This window comes from Candidatus Fermentibacter sp., assembly GCA_030373045.1.
GTDB lineage: Bacteria > Fermentibacterota > Fermentibacteria > Fermentibacterales > Fermentibacteraceae > Fermentibacter.
On sequence record JAUCPW010000018.1, the window covers coordinates 37,503 to 62,756 of the forward strand.

Below are 25,254 nucleotides of genomic sequence, written 5' to 3' on the forward strand. Positions count from 1 at the left end.
CTGATTACTTGACATTTTTTCCTCTGACACCGGACGGAGGCGGGGCATGATGGTGATGACGGTGGCGGTTGCTCTGATCGCGGGCCTTCCGGGGCCAGCCGATGTTTTCGACTGGCCGGCCTTCCCCGGGCCCGGCATGGTCGAGACGGTCAACCCGGCCTGCCTGGCGTGGCAGCCCGACATGCTCCTCTCGGTCGGGCTCCCGTCCAGCGACAGCTCACTGCACCGGCCCGACCGCGTCTTCCTCGGCGCGCCCGGTGTCGGTTTCTCGGGCTGGTGGGAGAACGGGGGCGATCTCAGGAGGTTCACCGCCGGATCCGCCTTCGGGATCGGCGGGAGCCTGGCCGCCGGAGCCGCCTATTCGTGGATGGATCCGGTCTCGGGCGGGCCCTGGGACGGGGTCGGATCCTGGGACATCGGTCTCTCGTTCCGGCCCTCGGCCATGATCTCCGCCGGCCTGGTCCGCCACGGGGGATACGACGGCGGTTCCGTGGAGGGAGACGCATCCCTGAGAGCCGGCCTGGCCGTCAGACCCCTGGGGGACCGGCTGACCTTCACCGGCAACGCTGTGACCGGCGAAGACTTCGACGATTTCGAGTTCGACGGAGGCCTGGAATACAGGCCAGTTCCGGGGGCCGCGATCAGGCTCGGCCTCGCCGAGGACCGTGTGTCCGCCGGGATCTCCACCGACTTCGGGCATCTCGGCGCCGCCTTCGCGGGCCTCGCCCAGGATGACGAGTACTCAGGCGGCCGGGCGGAGATCCGGCTGACGTCCTCCCCCCGTGCGGGCATCCTCCCGCGCCGGCACACATACGTGAGGATAGAGACGGGAACGACCCGAGAGGAGCCCTCCCGCGCCTTCCTGGGCCCGGTCGGGCGCAGCTTCTCCGAGGAGATCCTGCTGGTGGAGCGGGCGGTCGAGGATCCGTCGGTCGACGGGTTCATAGTCGAGACCGACGGGGGAACCGGCACCGCCGCGCAGGCAGAGGAGCTGAGGACCCAGCTCGCCCGGGCCAGGGGAATGGGCAAGCAGGTCGTGGTCTACTCCGGTTCCCCCGGCAACATCGAATGCTACCTGGGCAGCTCGGGCACCGAGTTCTGGATGCACCCCGCCGGCGAGACGTTCCTCACCGGTTTCGCCGCCCACGGCATCTTCATCCGCGACCTGCTCGACAACATCGGGCTCTACCCGGACCTCGTGCGGATAGGCGAGTACAAGAGCGCCGCCGACATGCTGACCCGGTCCGACATGTCCGAGGCCCAGAGGATCGCCGAGACAGCCCTGCTAGAATCCTTCCACACCGAGCTCTTCCGGGCCCTGACGGACGGCCGCGGCCTCGAGCCGCCGCAGATGGTCTCCCTGCTCGAGGAGGGGATGCTGAACCCTCGCGAGGCCGTCAGCGCCGGGCTCGTCGACAGCACCGCCTACCCCGACGAGATCCAGGAGAGGCTTTCCGAGACCAACGGTCACGGAATAGCGGTGCAGAGCCTGGACGAGTACGGGAACTCGATCCCGGTCGGCGACGCCTGGGGTCCCGAACCCCGAATAGCCGTCATAGTGGCCACCGGCTTCATCACCCGCGGCTCGAGCGGCTACTCGTTCCCCCTGGGCGAGACCATGGGCAGCGAGACGATCTGCGGGCTCGTCAGGAGCGCGGCAGCGCGGCCCGGCGTGAAGGCCGTCGTCATCCGCATAGACTCGGGCGGCGGAGACAGCTTCGCCTCCGAGGAGATGCTGCACTGCATCGAGGACGTTTCCGACGAGATGCCCGTAGTCGTCTCGATGGGAGGCGTCGCAGCCTCCGGGGGATACTACATGGCCTGCGGCGCCGACAGCATCTTCGCCGACGACTTCACGATCACCGGCTCCATAGGTGTCATCGGGGGGAAGATCGCGGCGGGAGACCTGCTCGACAGGATCGGCGTCGACGTGGAGACGGTCTCGCCCTATCCGATGGCCGACATGTTCAGCATCTTCTCGAGATTCTCCGACGCCCAGAGGGAGAACGTCGAGGAGTCGGTCGGCCACTGCTACGACCTTTTCACTCAAAGGGTGGCCGAAGGCCGCGGCATGACCCCGGCTCAGGTCGATTCGATCGGCCGGGGACGCGTCTGGTCGGGATCCGACGCCGTGGAGATCGGCCTCGTCGACAGGATCGGCGGTCTGGCCGACGCGGTGCGCTGCGCGGCGGGCATGGCCGGGCTGGACGATGACTGGGTGCCCGCCGTGGAGGTGTATCCCAGGCCGGGCCTGTTCGAGGGATTCAGCATGAGCCCGTTCGGCGGCGCCTCGTTGCTCGATCTCGAGAGCCTGCTGGAGCAGGTGTCGGCCTTCGACAGGCCGCTCTACCTGATGCAGCCGATCGTGGTCGAGTGAGCGGAGGGCTCCTGCCGGAGGCGGCCGATCCCGCCTCCTACAGGGATGCGAAGAGCAGTTCGGACTTCGTGCCTGCGGCGGCCGAGATCTGCCGCAGGCACGGGATCCCGCAGTCGGGGCTCGCGAGGGCGGATTCGGGGACGCATCTGGTCTTCATGCTTCCCGGGATGGCGATCAAGGTGTTCGCGCCGCTCTGGCCGGAGGACTTCGAGGCGGAACGGGCCGCGCTTCGAGCCATGGGCGGCGGACCCTTCCCCGCGATAGCCCACGAGGGCACCCTGGAGAGCTGGCCCTATCTCGTCATCACCAGGATCCCCGGCAGACCGGCGAGGGATCTCTGGCCGCTCCTGCCGCGCAGCGGAAAGGAATCCCTGCTGCACGAACTCGGCGGCCTGCTGCGCGGGCTGCACCGGACCCCGGTTCCATCGGCCCTGCAGACCGACTGGCCCGCATTCGCATCCGGTCTGGAAGCCACGCTGGAATCCCGGAACGACCCGCCGTCCGCCGGGTGGAGGGACTGGCTGCTGGACCGCGCGCACCTCGATCCGGGCCCCTTCGAGCCGGTGCTCCTCCACGCTGACGTCACCTGGGACCATGTGTTCGCCATGCGCGACGGCGACGGCATCCGCCTCTCGGGGCTCATCGACTTCGGCGACGCCATGTCCGGGCATCCCCTGTACGAGTTCGGAGCCCCTCTCCTCTACATGTGCTTCGGGGAACCGGACCTCACATGGAGCCTGCTGTCCGGCTACGGGCTCCCGAGGAGCCCCGGGACGGCTCGAAGCGTGCTCGCTTGCAGCCTGCTCCACAGGTTCGGAAGGCTCGGGCGCTGGCTCGAGAAGGTGCCGGTCGCCGACGGCAGGGCCTTCGAGGAGGCCCTTTTCGGCTTCGACCCGGGGTGTTCCGGCTCCTAGAACTCCCCGGAGCCCAGGGACATCCCCATGTGGAAGCCCTCGGGGGAAAGGGCCGTCAGGTCCAGCTTGACCGCGATCCCGTCCACCGCGAGGGAGAGCCCGACCCCCGCGTCGGGATGCCAGCGGTCCCATCTTATTCCGCCGAAACTGTCGGACGCCTGTCCGGCATCCCCGAACAGGGCCGCCCCGACAGTCGCCAGCGGCTGTCCGGTCGCGGGGTCGGCCGCGAGATCGAAGAGCGGCCTGCGGAGCTCGATGTTGGCCACCGTCATCCACGATCCGGAGAATCTGTCGTCTGCGTATCCCCGCAGGAGCTGGTCCGGACCCAGGAACGGAAGGTAGGGGAGGGGCGTGGCATCTACGCCGTGATGGTGCGCCAGGTCGTACCTTAGAGCGAGCAGCGCATCTCCGCCCAGCGGCAGGTAGGCCACCCTCTCCAGGTCTCCGGTCCAGTACTCCGCTGCCTCTCCGCGCTGCCAGTCGAAGCGGACCCGGATGTCCTCACAGACCGGGATCGGGCACGAGCTCGACTGGATCTCCACTGACGGCCCCGCTGTCCACTCGGAGGATGCCAGGAGGCCCGGCAGCCCGCTCCAGAGTCCGCCCTCCTCGAAACCGAAGGCGGAGGAATGGCGCACCTCGGCGCCGAGCCTGACCTGCACCGGGCCGAAGGTCTGCGCGCGTCCGATGGCGACGGCGTCCCTCTCCCTGTCGTACTCGAGGCTGGAGTCCGGATCGCCCGAGTTGCCCCAGCCGTAGAAGTCCCTCCCGAGCCTCTGGTCGTGGCTGCCCGTGAGGTACCACGAGCTCCCTGCCGCCGGGAGCCTCACGCCGAAGGATTCGTACTGGCCGCCGCGGGTGGTGCCGTAGGCCGTCAGGGAGAACGAGGCGGGAGACGTCCCGCCCGTGACCGCCTCGAACCTGCCTCCGTAGAGCAGGCCCGACCCGGAGGAGTAGCTGACCAGCGGAAGGGCTGCCCAGCCGGCCTCCGCGCCCGCCGACAGCATTCCTGCCATCAGTGGGAAGAAGTGATGGAACTTCATCTGCCCCCTCCAGTATCAGGCCATATATTCGAAGATCGGGCCGTCCCGCCGCATGGCAGGCATCCGGTCCGGGGGTTTATACTCATACCGGAACCCCTCAAGGAGGCTTGGCTTGATGAGGCCTCTGGCCGTCGTCCCGACCTACAACGAGATATCCAACATCAGGCGGCTCATACCCGCCATTCTCGACCTGCCCGGCTCTCCCTGCATCCTCGTCGTCGACGACAGCAGCCCGGACGGCACGGGCGACGCAGTCCGCGAATTCGAGCACACAGGCAGGGTCCACCTCCTGACCAGACCCCAGAAGAAGGGTCTCGGGCAGGCCTATGTCGCGGGCTTCCGCTGGGCGCTCGAGCACGGGTACGATCCCATCATCCAGATGGACGCCGACTTCTCCCACGACCCCGGCAAGGTGCCCGAACTGACGGCGGCCCTGGCCGACCACGACTTCGCCCTGGGCTCGCGGTACTGCAGCGGCGTGAACGTGGTCAACTGGCCGCTGTCCAGGCTCCTGCTGTCCTATTTCGCCAACGTCTACACCCGTCTGATAACCGGCCTGCCCGTCACCGACGCCACCGGCGGATTCAAGGCGTTCAGGAGGGAAGCCCTCGAGAAGCTCGACCTCGACGGCATCCGCTCGGACGGCTACTCGTTCCAGATCGAGGTGACTTACAAGCTGGCGAAGGCGGGATGCAGCGTGGTCGAAGTACCCATCATCTTCGTCGACCGCCACGCGGGCACCTCCAAGATGACCAGGAGCATCGTCTGGGAGGCGGTCTGGATGGTCTGGCGCCTGAAGTTCCCCTGGCTCTCCCGATGACCCTGCCGGCCCTGGCCCTCGTCATCCTCGCTGCATCGCCGGAGGTCGGGGAGTGGAACCTCCTGACGTCCATGACCCATGTGAGATCGGCGCAGGCCACCCCCGACGGCCTCTGGTGCGCCACGTCGGGCGGGGTCTTCTTCTATTCCTTCTCGGGCGGATTCCAGACCGAGTACCGCTACCCCGGCGACCTTCCCCACTTCGCCGTGGACGACGTCCTCCTCGACACCCAGGGCAGGCTCTGGTGCGCCACGGAGGACGGCCTGGCCCTGCTCGAGAACGGCGAGTGGACCGTGTACACCTCCTTCGAGGGGATCCCGGGCTCCGGCGCGGTGACGGATGTGGAGCAGGCCGGGTCCTGGATCTGGGCCGGGTCGGACGGCGGCCTGGCGCGATGGGACGGCACCGGGTTCCTGCATCTCGACGAGGATCTCACCCAGGGCGGCTTCCCCGCGGATGAAGTCGACGCCCTCGCACAGAGGGACGATTCGCTCTGGATAGCCACCGGGCTCGGAGTCTTCTCGCTCGATCTGGGCGCGAGCCCGTTCTCGAAGGATTCGTGGCATCTCTGGCCGGGGACGCAGGGCCTGGGGATCGAGGGATTCCTGGCCGCCCCCGACAGCCTGTACGGATTCGGCACGGGCGGCGTCTTCAGGAGGGATGCCGCCGCATGGACGGTGCTCCTCGACTATTCGGGCTCTGCCGACAGCACGGTGATGGATCTCGTCCAGACCCCGGACGGGCTCCTGGCGGCATGCTACGGAGTGCGCCGCAGGATCTCCGGAACCGTCTGGGAGCCCTGGGGAGAGGGCTTCCCCCCCGGCACCCAGGCCACGTTCCTCGCCGTGGGCGGGGGCTCGGTCTGGTGCGGCGAGGGCTCCCTCCACTGGACCAATACCGACTACGGCAGGGGGCTCGCACGGCTCGACTCGGGGATATGGACCACGCTGCAGATCCCGGGGCTGCCCGCGAGGAGCTGCTATCAGCCGGCCTTCGTCGACGGCGTGTTCTACTCCGGCAGCCACAACGCCGGGCTCATGGCCCGCTACGGCGACACCTGGACGACCTTCGACCAGGAGGACGGCCTCCCCACCACGCTGCGCGTCTACCCGGCCGTCGAGGCCCCGGGCGGGACGGTATGGACCGCCAGCTACCACTACGGCCTGACCTGGGTCGACGACGGAGGCACGCCAGGAGGTTCCGACGACAGCCTGGTCACATTCGTGAGCGACAGCACCGGGATGCCGCCCTCGGTCACCCAGATCGAGTGCCCTCTCCTCAACAACCAGGTAGTCTGCCTGGTGTCGGATGGCGGGACGCTCTGGATCGGCCACGAGCCCTTCTGGTCCGCTCCCGGCGAACCGAGCGGGATCTCGGTCTGCGTGGGCGACCCCGCCTCGGGCGACCTCCAGTGGGCCACCTTCGGGGAAGGAGAGGGGCTAGCCTCGGGCAACATCCGCTCCCTTTACAGGCATGGAGCGGGCGGCCTGTGGATCGCATTCTCGGGTGACGCCGGGTGCCAGTACCTCGACTTCGCCGGCACGCCCCTCGTGCACTCCGACGACACCTGGCTCCCCGCACCGGGCCAGGCGTACGGAGCATCCCAAGGGCTCCCCTCGAACCAGGTCTTCTCGTTCTGCGACGACGCCCAGGGGGGCGTCCTCGTCGGGACGGGCGCCGGGCTCGCCCGGTGGGATCCGTCGACCGGCTTCTCCATCGTCGAAGGCGTTTCCGGGACCATCAAGGCCCTCGCCCTGGACGGCGACGGCACGGCATGGTGCCTGGGCACCTCCGGCATCTCGGCGGTCGATGGAGCCTCGGTGGCGTACTACTCCGAGTCGAACTCGCCGTTCATCCCCTCCGGCAGGGTCGAGAACGAGTTCGCCCTCTGGGATGAGGAGTCGGGAAGGATGATGCTCTCCTCGGCCATCGGATTCTGGGTCCTCGATACGGGAGCCGGCTCCGGGGCCTCGAGCGGGCCCTCGTTCTACCCCCAGCCCTTCCTGCCGGGCGACGGGAGCGTCCTGCGCCTCGCCGGGGCGGGCGAGGGGCCCGTGGAGGTGGGGCTCTACTCGGTGGACGGAGCGTTCATCACGTCGGTGGAGGCCGCCTCCCCGGACGAATGGTACTGGGACGGGGCTTCCGGGGGTGAAACCGTGGCAGGCGGCATCTATCTGGCATTGATCGTGTCGGAATCGGGAACTGCAGTCTCAAAGCTGGCGGTAGTCAGATGATCAGGGCAAGACAGCTCGAGTTCGGTGACAGGGAGAGGTGGGCGGAATTCGTCAGGCTCTCCTCCAACGGCACCCTCTTCCACCTCCCGGAATTCTTCGACTACCACCCGCCCGGGCGGTTCGACAACCATCACGTGGTCCTCGAGGACGAGGGCGACGGCTCGTTCGTCGCGATCGCCACCGGGGCCCTGTCCACCGTGAACGGCGAGCGCTGGTTCAGATCGTATCCCGGGGCGTCGTGGGGCGGCCTGGTACTCAACGACGGCGCCGGGCTGGAGACGGTCGAGGAGTGCGTCGACGCACTGATCGCCCATGCGAGGGGCCTGGGCGCGGCCGGGATGGAGATGACCTCCCCGCCCCTCGTCTATCACAGGCGCCCGTCGAACTACCTCGACTTCGCCCTGGTCAGGCGCGGCTTCACGTACCGGAAGAGGGAGCTCACCGCGGTCATCGACCTCGGCAGGATGGGCGACGAGGTGGAGCTGGCGTTCCGCGACGCCGCCAGGAGGGGAGCCTCCCGGGCCAGGAGGATGGGCATCGAGGTCTTCGAGGAGCCTGACTTCTCCGCCTTCTACCCGGTGCTCGAGACGAACCTCCAGGAGCGCCACGGGGTGAGGCCGACGCACACCATCGAGGAGCTCGAGAGGCTGAGAGACCTCCTGGGCCCCGGCATGATCACGCAGTTCGTGGCGAGGGGCGAGCAGGGCGTCCTGGCCGGGATGGTGATGTTCAGGTGCAACCCCAGGGTCACCCTGGCCTTCTACATCTCGCACGACGCGCGATTCCAGGCCCTGCGCCCGGTCAACCTGGTGTACCAGGAGGTGATCAGGTGGGCGAGGGACTCGGGCTACAGGCACCTCGACCTCGGCACATTCACCCTCGACATGCAGGTGAACCGCGGGCTCTGCCGCTTCAAGGAGTCGTTCAGCGCCAGGGGCCATTTCAGGGACACCTTCACGGGCAGGATAGACGGATGACCGGAGGGGCATGATCCCTCCCGCCTCCCGGTCGCTGCTGATATGGATAGCGCTCACGGGGCTCGTGTTCGGGGGCAGGCTCTGCACTACCGACGTCCTCGCCCAGCTCCAGGTCGCGCAGTCGTTCACGGGGGCGAGGCCCTTCCTCACCGCCTCCGACGGCTGGACGGTCGAAGGCGTCGACGGGCGGAGCTACGTCCCCCACGGGATCGGATACTCCGTCCTCCTGCTGCCTGCCGCCCTGGCGGGCCTCGCCGCCGGGGAGGCAGTGGCCAGGATCTCGACGGCTCTGACGTGTGCAGCCCTTTCCGCCTGTCTGTTCGCGGTATGGAGGTCGCTGTGCGTGTCCGTGAACGGAGCCCCGCCTCCGGCATGGAAGGCCCTCGCCGTGATGACCGGCGGCATGGCGCTCGTATATGCCCGGCTTCCCTTCGACGTCACCGCCGCAGCGCTCCTGTGCACGGCGTCGCTCTGTGCGGCTTCATCCGGAAGGGACCGTGCCGCCGGCTTCCTGATCGGGGCCGCGCTGCTGGTGCGGCTCGACAGCGCGGTGTTCCTCCCTTCGCTCGTGTACGGGTGGAGGCGGGGCGCGAGGCTCGTCCCGGGCGTCGCATGCGCCCTCGCGCTGATCGCGGCGGCGAACCTGTACCGGTTCGGATCGATTCTTTCGGACGGGCACTCCCAGGACCCGGCCATGGCCCTGGAACCCGGGCTGGCCGGGCTCGCGGGCCTTCTCGCCAGCCCGGGCAAGGGGCTCGTCTGGTTCGCTCCGGTCGTGCTCCCCGCGGCATCGCGCCACAGGGGGTGGAGGCTGGCCGCCCCGCTCGCATTCAGCCTCGTCCTCCATTCCATGCTGCACGACTGGACGGGCGGTACGGGATGGGGCCCGAGGTTCCTGTTCCCGGCCCTGCCGGCGTTCCTCGTCCCGCTTGCGGCTCCGCGCCGGGAGGGGGGCCTCTTCGGGCTGACGGCGGCCTGGGGCGTCATCCTGACAGTCGCCGCCGTCTGGTCCAATCCATCGGTGATCGAGAGATCCCTCGGAGCCGACGCCTTCGAGGACCCGACGAGGCAGGCCGTGATCTGGCAGCCGTCGAGATCGCCCCTGCTCCACTCGGTCTCGTCGATCGGCTCGGGCACCCCGGACCTGTTCTGCCTCGGGGTGCTGGCAGAGTCGCGCACCGCCGGCACGGCCGCCTGCATCATGCAGGGCGCATGGGTCCTCGGCGCCCTGGCCCTGGCCGGGGCGCGCCGCAGGGGAGGCCCTGGATGAGAATCCTCCACGTCTCTCCCCAGAACTACACCGGGGTGCTCGCGCTGTATCCGAAGGGGCATCGCGCCCTCGGCCACGAGAGCCGCCTCGTCACGTTCTTCAGGGCGGGCAACAGGTACGAGGAGGACATCTGCCTCGAGCTGCCCTTCGTGGGCCCCATGGAGTGGCTCTGGAAGGTGAAGAGGCTGGTGGGCGCCGGGAGCATGAGGGTGCCCTTCACCGGAACCAGTGACAGGATCACCTGGACGCCGGGCCTGCTCGAAAGGCTCCTGCTCTCGCTCCGGAACGCCGTCTGGACCCCCCGGATAGACAGGGCGCGGAGGCGCTGGTCCCTCGACGACTTCGACATCTACCACTACGAGGGAGGCATGAGCTTCTACAGGGACGGCAGGGACGTCACGCGCCTGAAGGCCGCCGGGAAGAGGATCGTGTCGAACTACCACGGTCTCGATCTGAGGATGAGGGGGGCGATCAGGCCGGTCTGGGACGCCACCGACGTCCACGTCACGTGCGAGTTCGACCTCTTCAGGAGATATGACGAGCTGGAGTACATGTTCCTGCCGTTCGACCCCTCGCTCATGCCCCCGCGGGGGCCCGACGGAGGGACCGTGAGGATCTGCCATGCCCCCCGCATACGCGAGGTGAAGGGGACCGCGACGGTCATCGAGGCGGTCGAGCGTCTCTCCCGCCGGATGCCCGTGGAGCTGGTGCTGATCGAGGGCCTGCCGCACGCCAGGGCGCTCGCCCTCAAGGCTTCCTGCCACATATCGATAGACCAGATCGCGAGCGGAGAGATGGGTTACGGGGTGAACTCGCTGGAGAGCCTCTCGATGGGGATCCCCACGGTCACCAACCTGTCGGAGGAGTACAGGGACTTCATACCCGACCACCCGTTCGTCCTGGCGACCCCCGATACCCTCGGAGCGGTCCTCGGGGAGCTCGTCCTCGATCCCGGCATGAGGTCGAGATATGGTGCCGCCGGCCCGCCCTGGATCGATGCGCGGCACCACTGGCTGAAGGTGGCCCGCGACATTCACGCCCTCTACCGCAGGATGGGATGGGAGAGCGATGGCTGACGGGCTCCGCAGGGAGACGCTGCTGTACGGGCTCTCGACGATCGTGAGCGGCCTCGTGATGCTCGCTTTCCTGCCCTTCATGTCGGAATGGCTCGATCCGGCGGAGGCGGGCGAGTCGGGCGTCCTCAGGATCACCGCCGAGGTCTTCGCCGGCATCGCGGTGCTCGGGCTGCCCGTGGGCATCGTCAGGCTCTGGAGCCGGGATGGTGTTTCGAAGCGGGCGGTGGTGATCCGCGCCGCCTCAGGCACCGTCGCGGCGGCGGCGATCCTGGGTGCGGCCGCATTCCTGCTGTCGCCGTGGCTCAGGTCGGTGCTCAGCATATCGACGCCTTCGGGCCTCCTCCACGCCTGCCTGCTGGGTACCGGGGCCGCCCTGGTGCAGGTCGCACTCACCTTCCACAGGGCGGACGGCAGGGCGGGGAGCTATTTCTGGGTTCAGGCCGCGCGCGGGCTCCTCTCGCTGGCCCTGCTGCCCCTCCTCCTTCTCGCGGGGGCCGGAGGGGTCAACTCGTTCCTGGCCGCGAGGTGGGTACCGGCGATGCTGGCGGCCGCGACCGCCATCCTGGTCGCCCTGCATTTCGCAGGCCCCTCTCCGGGGAGCGCGAAGGGCCTCCTCCGCTACAGCCTGCCCCTGGTGCCCGCGGGGCTGGCGATGCTCGTACTCTCGTCCGCGGACATGATGATGCTCAGGAGCATGGCCCCCGATCTCCTCGAGAGCGGCTACTACGAATGGTCGTCTTCGGCCTGCATGGCCCTGACGCCGCTGACCATAGGATTCGGGATGGCCTGGCACAGGAGGGTCTTCGGAGCCGCCGGCCAGCCGGGAGGGCTCGCCAGGCTGGGCAGGCAGGCGCTCGCCTTCATCGTCGTGCTCGAGGCCGCCGCCCTGCTGCTGGCCCTGTCCTCGCGCGAGCTCGTGGAGCTGGTCGGAGGCCCGGACTACTCTGGTGCGGCCCGGGTGCTCCCCATTCTCGCCGGATCGGCCGCCCTGTACGGGGTGTTCATCGTGGCGCAGACCGGCCCTCTGCTCTCGGGCAGGACCTGGCAGGTCTCGATGGCCACGGTCATAGGCGCATTCGGCAACATCGTCTTCAACTACAGGCTGATACCGCTCTACGGCGCTTCGGGCGCCGCACTGGCCACCCTGGGCACCAATCTCTTCATGGCCGCGAGCCTCTTCTGGACTGGCCGCGCATCGTTCCCCGCGAACGCTCCGCTGATCGCGCTCGTCATGGCCGTCCCGGCCGCGATGGGCCCCGTCTCGACGCTCTCCCTCCCGCTCAGGGCGACGATCGCAGTCGCGTGGACAGCCGGCTCGGCGCTCCTGTGCCGCGCCCTGCTCCGGGAGGACGCCCGGGAGGAGGGCGGGGATGCCTGATCAGACGCCAGCAGTATCGGTGCAGGTCCCGGTCAGGAATCCGGGGGCCGCCTTCGCGGCCTTTCTCGGCTCGCTGTCCGTGCAGGGAGCGGGCGGGACGGAATACGAACTGATCGTGGTCGACGACGGCAGCGACGAACCCGTGGGCGAACGCTTCGACCTGCGCCCGGAGGGCTGCACGAGGATGGAACTCGTCAGGCTCCAGGGGCGCGGCAACAGGCCCCGGGCGAGGAACGCGGCCCTCGAGGCCTCGAAGGCGCCGGTGTCGTTCTTCACCGACGCTGATCTGAGGCTGGCTCCGGGCGTCCTGGCGGGACACGCCGCCTTCCACGGATCCCGCGGAGGCAGGGCCGTGCTTCGCGGCCTGCGGATCAACGCCTGGTCGGTCTCCGCCACCCGCTGGCAGAAGTGGTTCGACACGAGGGCGGGCGGAGCCGGAGGCACTCTCTCCGCCATGCCCTGGAGGCACTTCGTAACCGGGAACGCATCGGTGCCGAGGGATCTGGCCGTGGAGGCGGGGCTCTTCGACGAGATGATAACGGGCTACGGGGGCGAGGACACCGAGTTCGCATACCGGCTCCACCTCGCCGGGGCCTCGTTCTTCCGCGACCCGTCCCTGAGGGCGGACCATCTCGACGACGTGTCGGTGCGCAGGCATTCCGCGAAGATGGAGGAGTACGGTTCTACAGGCCTGGCGTACACCCTCTCGAAGCACCCCGGGCTCGTCGGGCTGCTGGGAACCGCCTGGGTCCCGGAGCACGCGCGGGGTCCGGCCGGACGCCTGAGGGCCGCTCTGGTGAAGGCCGCCGTCTCCGACCCCGTCTACCGTTCGATCCTGCGCTTGATGGAGCTCGTGGGCCGTCCGGGCCTCCTGTTCACATATCTATCGGTCGGAGCATGTCTTCGCGGCTACACCCGGAGGAGCCATGACGGAACCTGACGCCATCGGAGCCCTGTCCGCAGCCTTCCCCGGCCGCATCCGCACGGCCCACCTGGCCGACCTGACGACATGGCGCATCGGAGGTGAAGCTTCGGTCATGGAGGCCGACTCGCCGGGGATGCTCGAGGAGGTCACCGGAACTGCGAGGGATCTGGGCGTCGGCATCTTCGTCCTGGGCCGGGGCTCCAACATCCTGGCCTCCGACTCCGGTTGCGACGGGCTCGTCATCAGGCTCTCCGGTGCATTCCGCCAGGTCCTGTGGCGGAGGGAAGGCGACCTGTGGAGGGTCGAGGCGGGCGCATCCGCCATGCTCCCGGGTCTTGCCGGCGCTTCGTGCATGAAGGGCGCGGCAGGGCTGGAGTTCGCCGCGGGCATACCGGGCACCGTCGGCGGGGCTGTCTTCATGAACGCCGGGGCCTACGGGGCCAGCATCTCCGAACTGGTGTCCTCCGTCCGGTTCCTGTCGGAGAAGGGATGGGCGACGGCGGGCAGGGAGGGATGCGGGTTCGGGTACAGGACGAGCGCCTTCCAGTCGTCCTCCGGAATCGTGGCTTCGGTCGTCCTCGAACTCCGCGCCGGGGACGCGGCCGCCCTCATGGAGTCCGCATCGGGCATCCTCCGGAAGCGGCGGGAGTCGTTCCCCCTCGAGCTGCCCAATGCAGGCAGCGTGTTCAGGAGGACGGAGGGGGCTCCTCCCCCCGGCAGGCTCATCGAGGAGGCCGGGCTCAAGGGCAGGAGGGCGGGGGGAGCCATGATATCCGACCTGCACGCCAACTTCATCGTGAACACGGGAGGTGCCTCATCGGGCGACGTCACCGACCTCGTGGGGGATGCCAGGAGGGCGGTCTACGAGACGTCGGGGGTCTCCCTGGTCGAGGAGATCAGGTATCTCGGCCGCTTCGGCGGACAGACCGAGGGGCGTTAGCCATGGCAAGGACACTGGCAGGTGGAATGGTGCTCGATGACGGCCCCATCCTCGTCACGGGCGCCGCGGGTTTCGTCGGGCGCCACCTCATGTATCAGCTCGAGATGGGCGCGGGCGACTTCGCCACCGACCTCGGCGACTCCTTCGAGGCGCCGCCGGGAGTCGCCCGGCTCTCGTGGAGGCTGCCCGGAGGTCCTGTTCCGGATGCGCTCGGCGGAGGCGCGAGGTACATCGTCCACCTGGCCGGAGTCTCCTCCGTCGCCCATTCGGGGATGGACGCAGCGGGCATCTACACGGTCAACACCGCCGGGACGGCCGCCATGCTCGAATGGGCCGTCTCGTCGTCCCCCGGCGCGAGGATCCTCTTCGTGAGCTCGTCGGAAGTCTACGGCTCGTCGTCCGGCCTGCTGACCGAGTCCTCTCCCGTCGCGCCCAGGAACGCATACGGCGGCAGCAAGGCCGCCGCCGAGGAAGCGGTCAGGCAGTTCGCCAGGTCCTCCGGCATGGACATCGTGATCGCCCGACCCTTCCCCCACTTCGGTCCGTGGCAGGATCCCCGGTTCGCCCTCCCCTCCTTCTGCCGGAGGTTACTCGAGGCCGCCAGGAGCGGGCCGCCTTCGATCTCCGTCGGCAACCTCGCGCCCGTGAGGGATTACACCTATATAGGCGACGTCGTGGAGGCCTACTCGATCCTCCTCGCAAGAGGGAGGGCCGGGACGGTCTACAACATCGCGAGCGGGGAGGGCCGCACGATGGCCTCGATCCTGGAAATCCTGATCGGGATGTCGGGATCGGCCGTCGAAGCGGTACCCGATCCCTCCCTGCTGAGGGAATCCGACGTTTCCGTCCAGGTCGGCAGCGCCTCCCGCATGGAGGCACTCGGCTGGAGGAGGAGATACACTCTCGAGGAGGGGCTGCGCCTCCTCCTCGGCTGGTGGGGGGAGAGGACATGAACCTCCTGGTGATGGCTGCCGTCTCTGCGGTTTCTCCTTCTCAGTGGACCCACTACGCCCATTTCGGCAGCGTGGCGGACATCGTCTCCTCGGGAGGCTCGGTGGTCTGCGCCTCCACCGGCGGAGTGGCCTTCGGCACGATAGGTGAAGCCGGACTCACCGCCTGGGATTCCGTGTGGACCTATCCCGGCGAGCTGTCCCATTCCAACTGCAGATGCCTGGCGGCCGAACCGGACGGATCGATCTGGGTCGGGACCTGGGGCGGAGGGATAGATCTCTTCAGGCCGGGCTCGGGCTTCACCCACTTCGGCCAGCTCGAGGGGCTTCCCATCTCCCAGCAGATCAACGCGATACTGCCCGATACATCCGTCTTCGCCGCCACCACCCAGGGGCTCGCGATAATGGAGTACGCGTACTTCCAGACCTGGACCGGGCTCAGCACGGGGGGCGGGCTCACGTCCGACATCGTGAAGTGCCTGGCTCCCTCCGACTCGGGCCTGTTCGTCGGCACCGAGGCCGGAATCTCCCATCTCGGGGCCGGGCTGTACCCCGGAAGCCCCTCCTCCTGGACCATGTACCCGGAGATGGACGGGAAGAAGCTCCGTGAGTTCGCATGGTGCTCGGACACCCTCTGGGCCGCCGCTGACGACGGGCTGTACTTCCTGCCCCCGGGAAGCGGGACATGGGCCGAGGATGCAACCTTCCCGCTCGACGAAGCCCTGTGCCTGGCCTCCGACGGCACCGACCTGGCTGCGGGCTCCGGCTGGCTCGCGAACGTCAGGGAGGGCGGCGTCTGGACATCCCGTACCGTCAGGGGCGGGCAGGACGTGAAGGCCATCGCATTCGGCCCGGGCGGGCTCGTCTGCGCCGGGGTCTCCAACGAGCTGGACGCCGACGATTCAGGGGCGGGCATAGGCGTCCGCTGGAACGATTTCTACGTTCTGTCCGCGCCCGCCGGGATCCCTTCCTGCACGATCCATTCCGTGACGCTCGCGGACGACGGGACCTGCTGGGTGACGACCGAGAACATGGGAGCGGGGGTTCTGATGGACGGCTCGTGGGTCTCCTACCTGTCGGTCCTCCCGGGCGAGCACCAGGTATTCACGAGCGAGAGCCAGCCCGGGGGATCGGTGTTCATCTCCCCCTACGCCTACGGCGTGGCATGGCTCGACAATTCCGGCACCCCGGAGACCTCCGACGACACGGTCATCGACCTGAACATCGGGAACAGCGGCCTGCTGAGCGACAGGATCCGCGCGATCGACAGGGCCCCGACCGGAGAGACCTGGTTCGGACAGACCCAGGTCGCCCCGGGAGAGGCGGCCGGGGTCACCCGCCTCGACTGGACCCCCGGCGAGACGTCGGGTGCCTCCTGGGTCTCCTGGACGGCTTCCGACGGGCTGCCTGCCGGCGCCGTCCAGGCCGTCTTCGGCCTGCCGGGAGGGAGCGCCTGGGTCGGAACAGCCACCGGGCTGGCCCTCGCAGGCCCGGCCGTCGGCCAGGTCTCCGCCGTCATGGATGCCTCGGACGGGTTGCCGGACGACGAGGTCACCGCCCTCGCCCTGGCCAGGACGGGTCGGCTGTTCGTGGGCACGGCATTCGGCCTGGGCGTGGTCGAACCGGGCGCCCTCACGGCCGGAGAGGTCGAAGGGGTGGACGGGGCGGTCACCGCCCTCGTGGAGGACAACACGGGATCCGTCTGGGCGGCTACCGACGAGGCTCTGTACAGGATACTGCCCGGAGGCGGGCTGGAGGAGTACAACACCCTCAACTGCCCCCTGCTGTCGACCGTGATGCACGACCTGGCCTGCGACAGGGACTCCGGCCTCCTCTACATCGGCACCGATCACGGCATGTGGCGGGTCGATCTCGGCGAGGGGCTCGGCGGCGACGGGGGCGGGGCTGTCATCTACCCCAACCCGTTCATGCCGGGCGAGGGCGAAGTCCTGGGCGTGGCGGGGCTTCCGGACGTCCCCACGACCATCCGGGTGTTTGACCTGACCGGCGCTCTTGTTTATGAGTTCGCGTCCCCCGACAGGGACGGCATCGCCTGGGACGGCACGGATTCGGGCGGCGAGCCCGCATCGTCGGGCGTCTATCTCGTCCAGGTCGTCCAGGACGGCTACGATGCCCTGACCGGGCTGGCCCTGGTCCGATAGGAGGCGCGATGAAGGGAGTCATCCTCGCCGGAGGCCTGGGTACGAGGCTCAGACCCCTCACCAACATCACGAACAAGCATCTGCTCCCCCTGTACGACAAGCCCATGATCTTCTACCCGATCAACACTCTCGTCGGTGCCGGGATCACCGAAGTGATGATCGTGACGGGCGGCAACAGCGCGGGAGACTTCCTCAGGCTGCTGGGCGACGGCTCCCAGTTCGGTCTCCGCATCCTCAACTACGCCTACCAGGTCCGCGAGGGGGGGATAGCCGAGGCCATCGGGCTGACCAGCGCCTTCGTCGGCGGCGACAGGTTCGTGGTCATCCTCGGGGACAACATCCTCGAAGGCTCCATAAGGCCTTATGTCGAGGCCTTCGAGCGTCAGGCCGGAGGGGCGCGCATCCTGCTGAAGGAGGTGCCCAATCCCAGGGACTACGGAGTCGCCGAACTCGACGGGAGCAGGGTGGTCTCGATCCAGGAGAAGCCGGCCGAACCGCGGAGCAGCCACGCCGTGATAGGCGTCTACATGTACGACGGCTTCGCGTTCGACTTCATCGGGAGGCTCAAGCCCTCGGCCCGGGGCGAGCTGGAGGTCACCGACCTCAACAATGCCTATCTCGAAAGAGGGCTGCTCCAGGCCGATGTCCTCGAGGGCTGGTGGAGCGATGCCGGGTCGAGCATCGACGGCTACCTCGAGGCCAACGTCAGGGTGGCCGAACTCTCGCGCAGATCGGCGTGCGGAGGGACGGCGGGATGAGGATCCTGGTGACGGGAGGCGCCGGCTTCATAGGCAGCAACTTCGTGAGGCACCTGGCCTCCGAGCGCCGGGGATGGTCCATCCGCGTCCTGGACAAGCTGACCTATGCGGGCAGGCGCGAGAACCTCGCCGGCCTGGAATCCCCCGGGCCCGTCGAATTCATGCAGGGTGACATCTGCGATCCCGGCGATGCCCGGAAGGCTGTCGAGGGGTGCTCGGCCGTCGTGAACTTCGCCGCGGAGACCCACGTCGACCGATCCATCGACGACCCGTCGGCATTCGTGAGAACGGACGTGGAGGGGGTCAGGACCCTGCTCGAAGCCTTCAGGAGTTCCGGAGGCGACCTCTTCCTGCAGATCTCCACCGACGAGGTGTACGGCAGCGTCGAGGAGGGGAGGTCCTCGGAGGACGACCCGCTCGCGCCCAGGAGCCCCTACGCCGCGTCCAAGGCTGGCGGGGAGCTTCTCGCGATGAGCTTCTTCCATACCTGGGGGGTCCCGGTCGTGGTGACCCGGGCCTCCAACAACTACGGACCCCGCCAGTATCCCGAGAAGCTGATCCCCCTGTTCGTGACCAACTGCCTCGAGGGGCTGGAACTGCCTGTCTACGGAGACGGTCTGAACCGGAGGGACTGGCTGCATGTGGAGGATCACTGCAGGGCCCTCCTGGCCGTTCTCGAGAGGGGGACCCCCGGCAGGGTCTACAACATCGGGGCCGGCGAGGAGCACACGAACCTCGAAGTCACCCGGGCCGTGCTCCGGCTGACCGGTACGGATCCCTCCAGGGTGAGGATGATAGAGGACAGGCCCGGGCACGACAGGAGATACGCGCTGGACATCTCCCGGATCGCAGGCGAACTGGGCTGGTCCCCCGCCGTCGGATTCGAGGAGGGATTGTCGGCCACGGTCGACTGGTACCGCGGGAACCGGGCCTGGTGGGAGGAGATCAAGAGCGGACGGTTCCGCGAGTACTACCTGTCGATGTACGGGCGGAGGCTCGCTTCGAGCCGCGGCATGGGAGGCGGGTCTTGAGGGTTCTCGTGACCGGGGGGGCCGGCTTCATCGGAAGCCATCTCTGCGACAGGCTGGTGGCCGACGGGCACGACGTCGTGGCTCTGGACAACCTGATCACGGGCAGCACGGACAACATAGCCCACCTGGCCGGGAACCCGCGCTTCAGGTTCATCCACCACGACGTCACCGAATACATCTTCGTGAGCGGTCCGCTCGACTTCGTCTTCCACCTCGCCTCTCCGGCGAGCCCCGTGGACTACCTGACTTATCCCATTCAGACCCTCAAGGTAGGCGCCCTGGGCACCCACAAGGCGCTCGGGCTCGCACTCGAGAAGGGGGCCGGATTCCTGCTCGCCTCCACGAGCGAGGTCTACGGCGATCCGCTCGTGCATCCGCAGTCCGAGGACTACTGGGGCAACGTCAACCCGGTGGGGCCGAGGGGTGTGTACGACGAGGCCAAGAGGTTCGCCGAAGCTCTGGCCTTCGCGTACATGCGCTACCACGGGCTCGGGGTCAGGATCGCGCGCATCTTCAACACCTACGGCCCCAGGATGAGGGCCGACGACGGCCGGGTGGTCCCGGCCTTCATCTGCCAGGCCCTGCGCGGCGAGGATCTGACGGTCTTCGGCGACGGGAGCCAGACCAGGAGCTTCTGTTACGTTTCCGACACGGTCGACGGCCTGATCAGGCTGGCCCGCGGAGGCGACCCCGGGCCGGTCAACATAGGCAACCCCGACGAGATGACCGTTCTTCGCTTCGCCGAGACCATAAGGGACATGATAAGCGGGTCGGGGAGGATCGTGTTCGAGCCCCTCCCGGTCGACGACCCCAGGATCAGGAGACCAGACATATCGCGGGCGGAATCATCCCTCGGGTGGACGCCGCGGGTAGGATTCGACGAGGGCGTCTCCGGTACCATTTCGTACTTCAGGGAGAAGCTATGCCTCTGAACACGGCCCTCCTCCTCGCCGCCACGGCGACCCTGTCGCTCCCGGCCCAGACGTCGTCGACGGCTGCGGTCCCGTCCCATGCCTTCGAGCCTGCCGACCGGGATGCGTACATCCTCGGCCCCGGAGACGTGCTCGACGTCATCGTGGAGGGAGGCGCCACCCCGGCCGTCCTGGCCTCGGGCCTGTTCCCGCAGTCGGTCTGCACGGTTTCCTCCGACGGCGTGCTCGCCGTATCGGGCATCGGGCAGGTCTCCGTCGAGGGCCTGACCATCGCGGAGGCCGAGATCGAGCTCGCGAGGCTCACCCGCAGCTACTACCCGGGCATGCGGATCGGCATCTCCCTCTCGACGCCCCGCCTCGTGAGGGTGAGGGCGTCAGGTGCGGTCTCGACACCCGGCATCTATGCCATGTACGCTCTCCAGAGCGTCTCCGACCTCCTCGTCGAGGCCGGCGCCACCGCGGCCTGCTCCAGGACCGGGTGGGTGTTCTCCGACGGCGACTCGCTCCATTTCGACCTCAGAACCGATCCCGTGACCCACATGCCCGTGTCGGATCCCCTCCTCGCGGGGGGCACGACGGTGATGTTCTCCACGTGCGAGCATCCCGCCTATGTCGTCAGACCCGCGCAGGAGGCGGTCGAGGGTGTTCCGGCGGTGTCGATGATCCAGGCATGGGAGGTGGAGCGCCCCCTCGAACTCGCGCTGTTCCTCGAGATGACGGGCGGAGCGGGGGCGGACTTCGACCCCGGGCGTTCGGGGCTGCTGCACGGCGGAACCCTGGCGCCGATCTGGGGCGTCGACGGGCTGGCGGACCTCTTCGTGGAAGCGGGCGACACCCTGTTCCTCGCCGGAGCGGAGACGAAGGTGACTGTCGCCGGGGCGGTGGCGGCCCCGGGATTGCATGACTGGATCGCAGGCCTCGCCGCGAGCGACTATGTCGGCCTTTCCGGGGGTGCCCTCCCGGATGCGGCCCTTGGCGGAATGAGGATAGTGAGGGACGGAGAGATCATCGCCTCGGGAAGGGATGCCTCCGGTATCGAGCCGTCCCCTGGCGACATGGTCGAAGTCCCGTTCAAATGGGCGACCAGGAGCATGAGCATGTTCGTGATACTGGGTTCGGTGGTAAGCGCCGCCGCCATAATCATCAACCTCAGCCAATGAGCACCGAAGACACCAGCCTCGGCGGACTGGCCGGCGAAGCCCTCCTGCTGATCGCGAGGAGCGTCAGGAAGCTGGCCGTCTTCTGCTTCACGGTGGCCGTCTGCACCGCCGTCTACACCCTGGTGGTCAAGCCGAGGTTCGAGGCCACGGCCATCGCCTCCGTCCCCGGAGCCTCCTCCTCGGGCGGGCTGTCCGCCCTGACCGGGCTCATTCCCGGCGCTCTGGGAGGCTCCCTCGGCGACCTCGCCTCGAGCCTCCCGATGGAGATCGGGACTCCGTCGGGCACGGACATCACGGTTGTCGAGGCGGTCCTCTCCTCCCGCCAGGTGATGGAACGGATCGTGATAAGTTATGACCTGATGCGGAGATGGCACTGCAGGTCGATGGACGACACGCTGAAGAAGCTCTCGAAGAGAGTCAGCGCGACCCTCACCACCGACGGGCTCTTCGTGGTGACGGCCTCCGGAGAGACCCGCGAGGAGGCTGCCTCCATGGCCTCGGACATCATCACCTTCGCCGACGAGGAACTGGCCGTGATGGTGACGAGCCGCGCCCGCAGGGCCAGGATGGAGGCCGAGCACCTGCTGGCGGCCGCGCGCGATTCTCTCGAAGCAGCCCAGGAGAGGCTCGAGGCGTTCAGGGCCGCGACCGGCCTGATACTCCCGGAGGAACAGGGCGCCGCAATGGTCCAGGCCCTGGGCCAGGTCGAGGCGGAACTCCTTCTGGCGAGATCTGAGCTGTCCGGGGCTGCCGCCACCCTGTCGCCGGGGAGCCCGGCGGCCAGGGAGCTCGCCGCGCGCGTCGGCTCCCTCGAGAGCGACCTCGCTCTCAGGCTGGGGGCGGGCGACAGCCTGAGCGTGTTCCCCGCCATGGACAGCCTCCCGGCCGGGATGCGCCAGTACGGGAACCTCTACCTTGACGTGGAGATGAAGACCACTCTGGTGCTGATGCTGACTCAGCAGCTCGAGACCCTGAGGATCGAGGAAGCCCGCGAGAGCCCCACCCTCGAGATCGTGCAGCCGCCGGTGGCGCCCAAGCAGAGGGTCTTCCCGAAACGCACCCTCATGGTCCTCGAGTTCACGGCCATCGCCTTCATCCTCGGCTGCCTCTGGCTGACGGTCGTGGCATACCTTCGCAGGCTCTCGAGAGACCCTGCCAAGGCCGAGTTCTGGAGGCAGTTCTCCGGGGCGATACTCGAGCAGATCCCCGCCCGCCGGAGCCGCTGAGACCCGAGGTGATCCAGGAGATCAGGGCGTCCTGGGGGAGGCTCGTGTCCATCGGCCTCCCGGTCGTGTTGAGCCAGGGGACGAACGCCGTCTGGGGCGTGGTGACGCTCCTCGTCGCGAGGGTCCTCCCCGAGCCGCAGTATGCCGCGTTCTCCCTGGCCAAGACCGTCGAGATCCTGGCCGTCACGATCGGCGGCGGCTTCGTCATGCAGGCCCTCCTGAAGTATGCCTCCGAAGGCTCCGGCAGGCGTGCCGAGACCGTGAACTCGGCGGCGGCCCTCGCGCTCGCCCTGACGGTGGCGGGAGCAGGTCTGCTCCTCGCGTGCGGAGGCCTGATACAGTCCTTCTACAGCGAGATCCCGCTCGCCGGCCTGCCCGTGGTCCTCTCGCTCATGGTCCTCTCGGAGGGCGTCTGCGCCATCCCCCGGAACAACCTCCTCGCCGTGCAGAAGACCCGGCAGGTGATGTGGGGGGACATCACCGGTTTCGCCGTGAGGATCTCGATAGTCCTCTTCCTGGCGTTCTCTGGCAGGCTCTCCTCCCCGCATCCCATCTTCCTGGCCCAGACCCTCTCGAATGCGGCATGCCTGCTGGTCCTCGTCCGGGGCGGGGGCAGGTTCTTCGAGAGGGGAGCCCGGGTCGCGCGGGAGAGCCTGACCAGGGTGTGGAGGTTCTCGGTCTACACCCTGGGGACGTCGCTCGCCGCCTACATCTACTCCTGGACCGACATACTGATGCTCGGGCGGATGGCTCCCGGTGACGTCGCGACATACGGTGTCGCCCGGAGCCTCACCAGTTTCGTGGCGAGCCTCAACCAGGCCGCGAACATCGTGCTGCTTCCGCTCGCCTCGAGGATGCACACGACCGGACGGACCCCCGGGGTGGCCGCGAGGACCTGGCAGGGGATCATCCTGGTGGAGGCCGTCCAGCTCCCCTTCATAGCCATTTTCGCGATCTTCCCGAGGCAGATCCTCGATCTCCTGTTCGAGGGCAGGTACAGCGAAGGCTGGGCGGTCGTGACGGTGCTCGCCCTGCTGAATCTGGTCAAGCCTGTCGGGAGCCTCTTCTCCTCCACCGCATGCGGGCTGGGCAGGCCGGAGTACTCCCTACGCTCGGTGCTGCTCACCGCGCTTCTCAACGTCGGCCTCAACGCGCTGCTGATACCCAGGTTCGGAGGGCTGGGGGCCGCCTATGCGACCGTGGTCTCGATGCTGGCGGGCGGGCTGGCGATCTACCTCGCGGTCACCTCGTATCTGAAGAGGCACACGGACGGATCCGGAGAGGCTGCGGCGGGTTCCGGCGCGGACTGAGCGGGATGCGCCCGCCTTCCATCCCCGTCGGGGTCAGGATCCCGGTTTCTCTCCTGCGGGCGCGGACGGCCGGGTGCAGAACCAGTGCAGGAAGATCCCGTCGGGTATCCTCCCGGCTGCCCTGACGAGAACCGCGAGCACCGCCCAGGCGAAGACGGTCCTGGCCGCGAAGACCCCCCAGGCGCTTGCCCCCAGCGAGAGCATCAGCAGGCTGTCCTCCACGAGGCTGTGCGCGAGGCCCATCAGGCACAGCGAGAAGAAGACGTCCCTCGGGGGGATGGAACCCGATCTCGCCCCGGAGATGATCAGCCCGCCGCCGTAGGAGAGCCCGAGTATCATCCCGAAGATCGTGATGGTGGAAGCTGAGGGGCCTATCCCCATCGATACGAGGACGGGGCGCAGACCCCTGTCCAGCAGGTCCGTGAAGCCGGTTCTCCTGAGGATCTTCAGGAGGGCTATGAGCGCAGTGACTATCAGGAAGATCGACAGCAGGTTCTTCACCTGCCCCAGGGCCCATGCCCCCAGCCCCGCTCCGGCTGCCGCCGCAGGCTGCCAGAGGATCCGCGCCTCTCCGCCGAGCATGCCCAGGGCGTCGAAGATCGAGGACAGGGCGGCTCCGATGACGATAGCGCCACCCACCCTGAGGGGCAGCATGATCCTCATCCTCGCCCCGGCCTGCCTTGCGACGCCGAGCTCCACGGGCAGGGAGTGGGCGACCAGCATCATAGTGCAGACCACGGTGACCTGGGCGACCGTCATGTGGAGGGGAGGGGCCACCGACACGAAGGTCACTATCCCGCCGTACAGGTTGGTGATCATGGCCGTGGCCCAGACGAGCCCCATGCTGCCGGGAAGGCCCACGACCGCCATCAGGGGCGAGAGCAGCCTTCCCGCCAGGTCCACGGCGCCGGTTTCCTCGAGGATCTTCACCGCGATCACGACGGGGATCATGATGCGGAAGAGCACCAGGCTGACCGCCAGGGACTCCTTCAGGAGGGCCAGGATCCGCGACGGGATTCGGCCGGGCACTAGAGGAGGAGCCTGAAGCCCAGGACCGCGAAGCTCACCATGGTGAAGTTGCGTGACTGATCGACGTCCGCTCCTCCCTCGAGGAACCTCCAGCCCATCGAGAGCCTGGCGTCCCTGTCGAAGGCCCAGCCCAGGCCCGCGAAGACGTCCTCGGCCCTGCCCACCGGCCCGGCGAGCGCGTCACCGTCGAGCAGCACGTGGAGTGGACCGGAGGCCCTCCAGTCGAGGCCGAAGCTCACCAGGGGGACGAAGCCGGTGTTCTCGGTGGAAGCCGAGAGGCCGCCTCCCTCGAGGCTTATCGAGGCGTCCCTGATCTTGGCCGATGCGCCGAGGCTGATGCGCATGCCATCCCTGTCGACCACCGCGTATCTGTAGGTGAGCCTGTAGGAGTCGAACCTGTAGTCGGCCGTGATTTCGGTACCCTCCGGGAACGTGGTGTCGTCGAACAGGATGTCCTCTTCGACGACGCCGTTCGATTCGATGCGGAGGGGGGCCGCGAAGAGGCTGATCTCGCTGCGCCCGGACGAAATTCCGCACCTCAGCCTGAAGAAGAGGGCGGGATCGGCATCCAGGTCGTCGGTGAGGGAGATGTCGTCACCGGTCTCCCCGGGGACCCTCACATCGTTGTAGACCGACCAGCCCATGCCGGTCTCGGAGTCCACGAACCATCCCGCGAAAGCCGCCGGCGCCGGCAGGAACGCGATCATCACGACGGGGGGCAGTTTCATCACGATCCTTCCGT

General features: G+C 68.2%; 21 protein-coding genes. 18 read left to right on the plus strand and 3 right to left on the minus strand.

Features of this window, described 5'->3' with window-relative positions; translation table 11 throughout:
• Positions 1-46 precede the first annotated feature (46 nt).
• Together sppA and QUS11_03655 are read left to right on the plus strand one after the other, a co-directional pair.
• Complete coding sequence (gene sppA, locus QUS11_03650; protein ID MDM7992384.1) at positions 47-2,377, plus strand: signal peptide peptidase SppA; 2,331 nt, start codon at positions 47-49, stop codon at positions 2,375-2,377.
• Complete coding sequence (locus QUS11_03655; protein ID MDM7992385.1) at positions 2,374-3,291, plus strand: aminoglycoside phosphotransferase family protein; 918 nt, start codon at positions 2,374-2,376, stop codon at positions 3,289-3,291. Before sppA ends, QUS11_03655 begins: the two co-directional genes overlap by 4 nt.
• On the opposite strand, the gene QUS11_03660 is transcribed toward QUS11_03655, so the two are convergent.
• Positions 3,288-4,334 (minus strand): hypothetical protein, encoded by a 1,047-nt coding sequence (locus QUS11_03660; GenBank protein MDM7992386.1) that lies wholly within the window; start codon positions 4,332-4,334, stop codon positions 3,288-3,290. The two genes, QUS11_03655 and QUS11_03660, sit on opposite strands and share 4 nt — an antisense overlap.
• Positions 4,335-4,449: 115 nt before the next feature.
• On the opposite strand from QUS11_03660, the gene QUS11_03665 reads away from it, so the two are divergent.
• From QUS11_03665 to QUS11_03740, 16 genes are read left to right on the plus strand one after another with little or no spacing between them, the layout of a single operon-like run.
• Complete coding sequence (locus tag QUS11_03665) at positions 4,450-5,154, plus strand: polyprenol monophosphomannose synthase (GenBank protein ID MDM7992387.1); 705 nt, start codon at positions 4,450-4,452, stop codon at positions 5,152-5,154.
• Positions 5,151-7,388 carry a hypothetical protein gene (locus QUS11_03670; protein ID MDM7992388.1) on the plus strand — a complete coding sequence of 746 codons (2,238 nt, stop codon included), beginning with the start codon at positions 5,151-5,153 and terminating at the stop codon, positions 7,386-7,388. The genes QUS11_03665 and QUS11_03670 overlap by 4 nt, the downstream gene beginning before the upstream one ends.
• On the plus strand, positions 7,385-8,365 hold the full coding sequence (locus QUS11_03675; GenBank protein MDM7992389.1) for a GNAT family N-acetyltransferase: 981 nt from the start codon (positions 7,385-7,387) through the stop codon (positions 8,363-8,365). The genes QUS11_03670 and QUS11_03675 overlap by 4 nt, the downstream gene beginning before the upstream one ends.
• Before the next feature lie 10 nt (positions 8,366-8,375).
• Positions 8,376-9,635: a hypothetical protein gene (locus QUS11_03680; GenBank protein MDM7992390.1), complete on the plus strand. Its 1,260-nt coding sequence runs from the start codon at positions 8,376-8,378 to the stop codon at positions 9,633-9,635.
• Entirely contained in the window at positions 9,632-10,711 is a 1,080-nt protein-coding gene (locus tag QUS11_03685; protein MDM7992391.1) for a glycosyltransferase, read from the plus strand. Before QUS11_03680 ends, QUS11_03685 begins: the two co-directional genes overlap by 4 nt.
• Positions 10,704-12,089, plus strand: a complete 1,386-nt coding sequence (locus tag QUS11_03690) for a polysaccharide biosynthesis C-terminal domain-containing protein (GenBank protein MDM7992392.1) — start codon at positions 10,704-10,706, stop codon at positions 12,087-12,089. The genes QUS11_03685 and QUS11_03690 overlap by 8 nt, the downstream gene beginning before the upstream one ends.
• Positions 12,082-13,029 carry a glycosyltransferase gene (locus QUS11_03695; protein MDM7992393.1) on the plus strand — a complete coding sequence of 316 codons (948 nt, stop codon included), beginning with the start codon at positions 12,082-12,084 and terminating at the stop codon, positions 13,027-13,029. Before QUS11_03690 ends, QUS11_03695 begins: the two co-directional genes overlap by 8 nt.
• Positions 13,016-13,954: a UDP-N-acetylmuramate dehydrogenase gene (gene murB / locus QUS11_03700; protein MDM7992394.1), complete on the plus strand. Its 939-nt coding sequence runs from the start codon at positions 13,016-13,018 to the stop codon at positions 13,952-13,954. The genes QUS11_03695 and murB overlap by 14 nt, the downstream gene beginning before the upstream one ends.
• 2 nt (positions 13,955-13,956) lie before the next feature.
• Positions 13,957-14,907 carry a GDP-mannose 4,6-dehydratase gene (locus QUS11_03705; protein ID MDM7992395.1) on the plus strand — a complete coding sequence of 317 codons (951 nt, stop codon included), beginning with the start codon at positions 13,957-13,959 and terminating at the stop codon, positions 14,905-14,907.
• A complete protein-coding gene (locus QUS11_03710) occupies positions 14,904-17,066 on the plus strand; it encodes a T9SS type A sorting domain-containing protein (protein MDM7992396.1) in 2,163 nt (720 codons plus the stop codon). Before QUS11_03705 ends, QUS11_03710 begins: the two co-directional genes overlap by 4 nt.
• A gap of 8 nt (positions 17,067-17,074) precedes the next feature.
• Complete coding sequence (locus QUS11_03715; protein MDM7992397.1) at positions 17,075-17,824, plus strand: sugar phosphate nucleotidyltransferase; 750 nt, start codon at positions 17,075-17,077, stop codon at positions 17,822-17,824.
• Positions 17,821-18,855, plus strand: coding sequence for a dTDP-glucose 4,6-dehydratase (gene rfbB, locus QUS11_03720; protein MDM7992398.1), 1,035 nt, complete (start codon positions 17,821-17,823; stop codon positions 18,853-18,855). The genes QUS11_03715 and rfbB overlap by 4 nt, the downstream gene beginning before the upstream one ends.
• Positions 18,852-19,787: an SDR family oxidoreductase gene (locus tag QUS11_03725; GenBank protein MDM7992399.1), complete on the plus strand. Its 936-nt coding sequence runs from the start codon at positions 18,852-18,854 to the stop codon at positions 19,785-19,787. The genes rfbB and QUS11_03725 overlap by 4 nt, the downstream gene beginning before the upstream one ends.
• Complete coding sequence (locus QUS11_03730; GenBank protein ID MDM7992400.1) at positions 19,778-20,947, plus strand: polysaccharide biosynthesis/export family protein; 1,170 nt, start codon at positions 19,778-19,780, stop codon at positions 20,945-20,947. Before QUS11_03725 ends, QUS11_03730 begins: the two co-directional genes overlap by 10 nt.
• Entirely contained in the window at positions 20,944-22,173 is a 1,230-nt protein-coding gene (locus tag QUS11_03735; protein MDM7992401.1) for a hypothetical protein, read from the plus strand. Before QUS11_03730 ends, QUS11_03735 begins: the two co-directional genes overlap by 4 nt.
• A gap of 8 nt (positions 22,174-22,181) precedes the next feature.
• The gene (locus tag QUS11_03740) at positions 22,182-23,483 is read left to right on the plus strand and encodes an oligosaccharide flippase family protein (GenBank protein ID MDM7992402.1); all 1,302 of its coding nucleotides are present in this window, start codon (positions 22,182-22,184) and stop codon (positions 23,481-23,483) included.
• A 33-nt stretch (positions 23,484-23,516) separates the two neighbouring features.
• Here QUS11_03740 and QUS11_03745 read toward each other — a convergent pair whose 3' ends face one another.
• On the minus strand, positions 23,517-24,512 hold the full coding sequence (locus tag QUS11_03745; GenBank protein ID MDM7992403.1) for a hypothetical protein: 996 nt from the start codon (positions 24,510-24,512) through the stop codon (positions 23,517-23,519).
• Positions 24,512-25,240, minus strand: coding sequence for a hypothetical protein (locus QUS11_03750; protein MDM7992404.1), 729 nt, complete (start codon positions 25,238-25,240; stop codon positions 24,512-24,514). The genes QUS11_03745 and QUS11_03750 overlap by 1 nt, the downstream gene beginning before the upstream one ends.
• Positions 25,241-25,254: the final 14 nt, after the last annotated feature.

What these genes read in the sequence shown, in the direction of transcription:
- sppA (MDM7992384.1), top strand. Translation starts at nt 47, where the DNA reads ATGATGGTGATGACGGTGGCGGTTGCTCTGATCGCGGGCCTTCCGGGG.
- QUS11_03660 (MDM7992386.1), bottom strand. Translation starts at nt 4,334, where the DNA reads ATGAAGTTCCATCACTTCTTCCCACTGATGGCAGGAATGCTGTCGGCG.
- QUS11_03665 (MDM7992387.1), top strand. Translation starts at nt 4,450, where the DNA reads ATGAGGCCTCTGGCCGTCGTCCCGACCTACAACGAGATATCCAACATC.
- QUS11_03670 (MDM7992388.1), top strand. Translation starts at nt 5,151, where the DNA reads ATGACCCTGCCGGCCCTGGCCCTCGTCATCCTCGCTGCATCGCCGGAG.
- QUS11_03675 (MDM7992389.1), top strand. Translation starts at nt 7,385, where the DNA reads ATGATCAGGGCAAGACAGCTCGAGTTCGGTGACAGGGAGAGGTGGGCG.
- QUS11_03680 (MDM7992390.1), top strand. Translation starts at nt 8,376, where the DNA reads ATGATCCCTCCCGCCTCCCGGTCGCTGCTGATATGGATAGCGCTCACG.
- QUS11_03685 (MDM7992391.1), top strand. Translation starts at nt 9,632, where the DNA reads ATGAGAATCCTCCACGTCTCTCCCCAGAACTACACCGGGGTGCTCGCG.
- QUS11_03690 (MDM7992392.1), top strand. Translation starts at nt 10,704, where the DNA reads ATGGCTGACGGGCTCCGCAGGGAGACGCTGCTGTACGGGCTCTCGACG.
- QUS11_03695 (MDM7992393.1), top strand. Translation starts at nt 12,082, where the DNA reads ATGCCTGATCAGACGCCAGCAGTATCGGTGCAGGTCCCGGTCAGGAAT.
- murB (MDM7992394.1), top strand. Translation starts at nt 13,016, where the DNA reads ATGACGGAACCTGACGCCATCGGAGCCCTGTCCGCAGCCTTCCCCGGC.
- QUS11_03705 (MDM7992395.1), top strand. Translation starts at nt 13,957, where the DNA reads ATGGCAAGGACACTGGCAGGTGGAATGGTGCTCGATGACGGCCCCATC.
- QUS11_03710 (MDM7992396.1), top strand. Translation starts at nt 14,904, where the DNA reads ATGAACCTCCTGGTGATGGCTGCCGTCTCTGCGGTTTCTCCTTCTCAG.
- QUS11_03715 (MDM7992397.1), top strand. Translation starts at nt 17,075, where the DNA reads ATGAAGGGAGTCATCCTCGCCGGAGGCCTGGGTACGAGGCTCAGACCC.
- rfbB (MDM7992398.1), top strand. Translation starts at nt 17,821, where the DNA reads ATGAGGATCCTGGTGACGGGAGGCGCCGGCTTCATAGGCAGCAACTTC.
- QUS11_03730 (MDM7992400.1), top strand. Translation starts at nt 19,778, where the DNA reads ATGCCTCTGAACACGGCCCTCCTCCTCGCCGCCACGGCGACCCTGTCG.
- QUS11_03735 (MDM7992401.1), top strand. Translation starts at nt 20,944, where the DNA reads ATGAGCACCGAAGACACCAGCCTCGGCGGACTGGCCGGCGAAGCCCTC.
- QUS11_03750 (MDM7992404.1), bottom strand. Translation starts at nt 25,240, where the DNA reads ATGAAACTGCCCCCCGTCGTGATGATCGCGTTCCTGCCGGCGCCGGCG.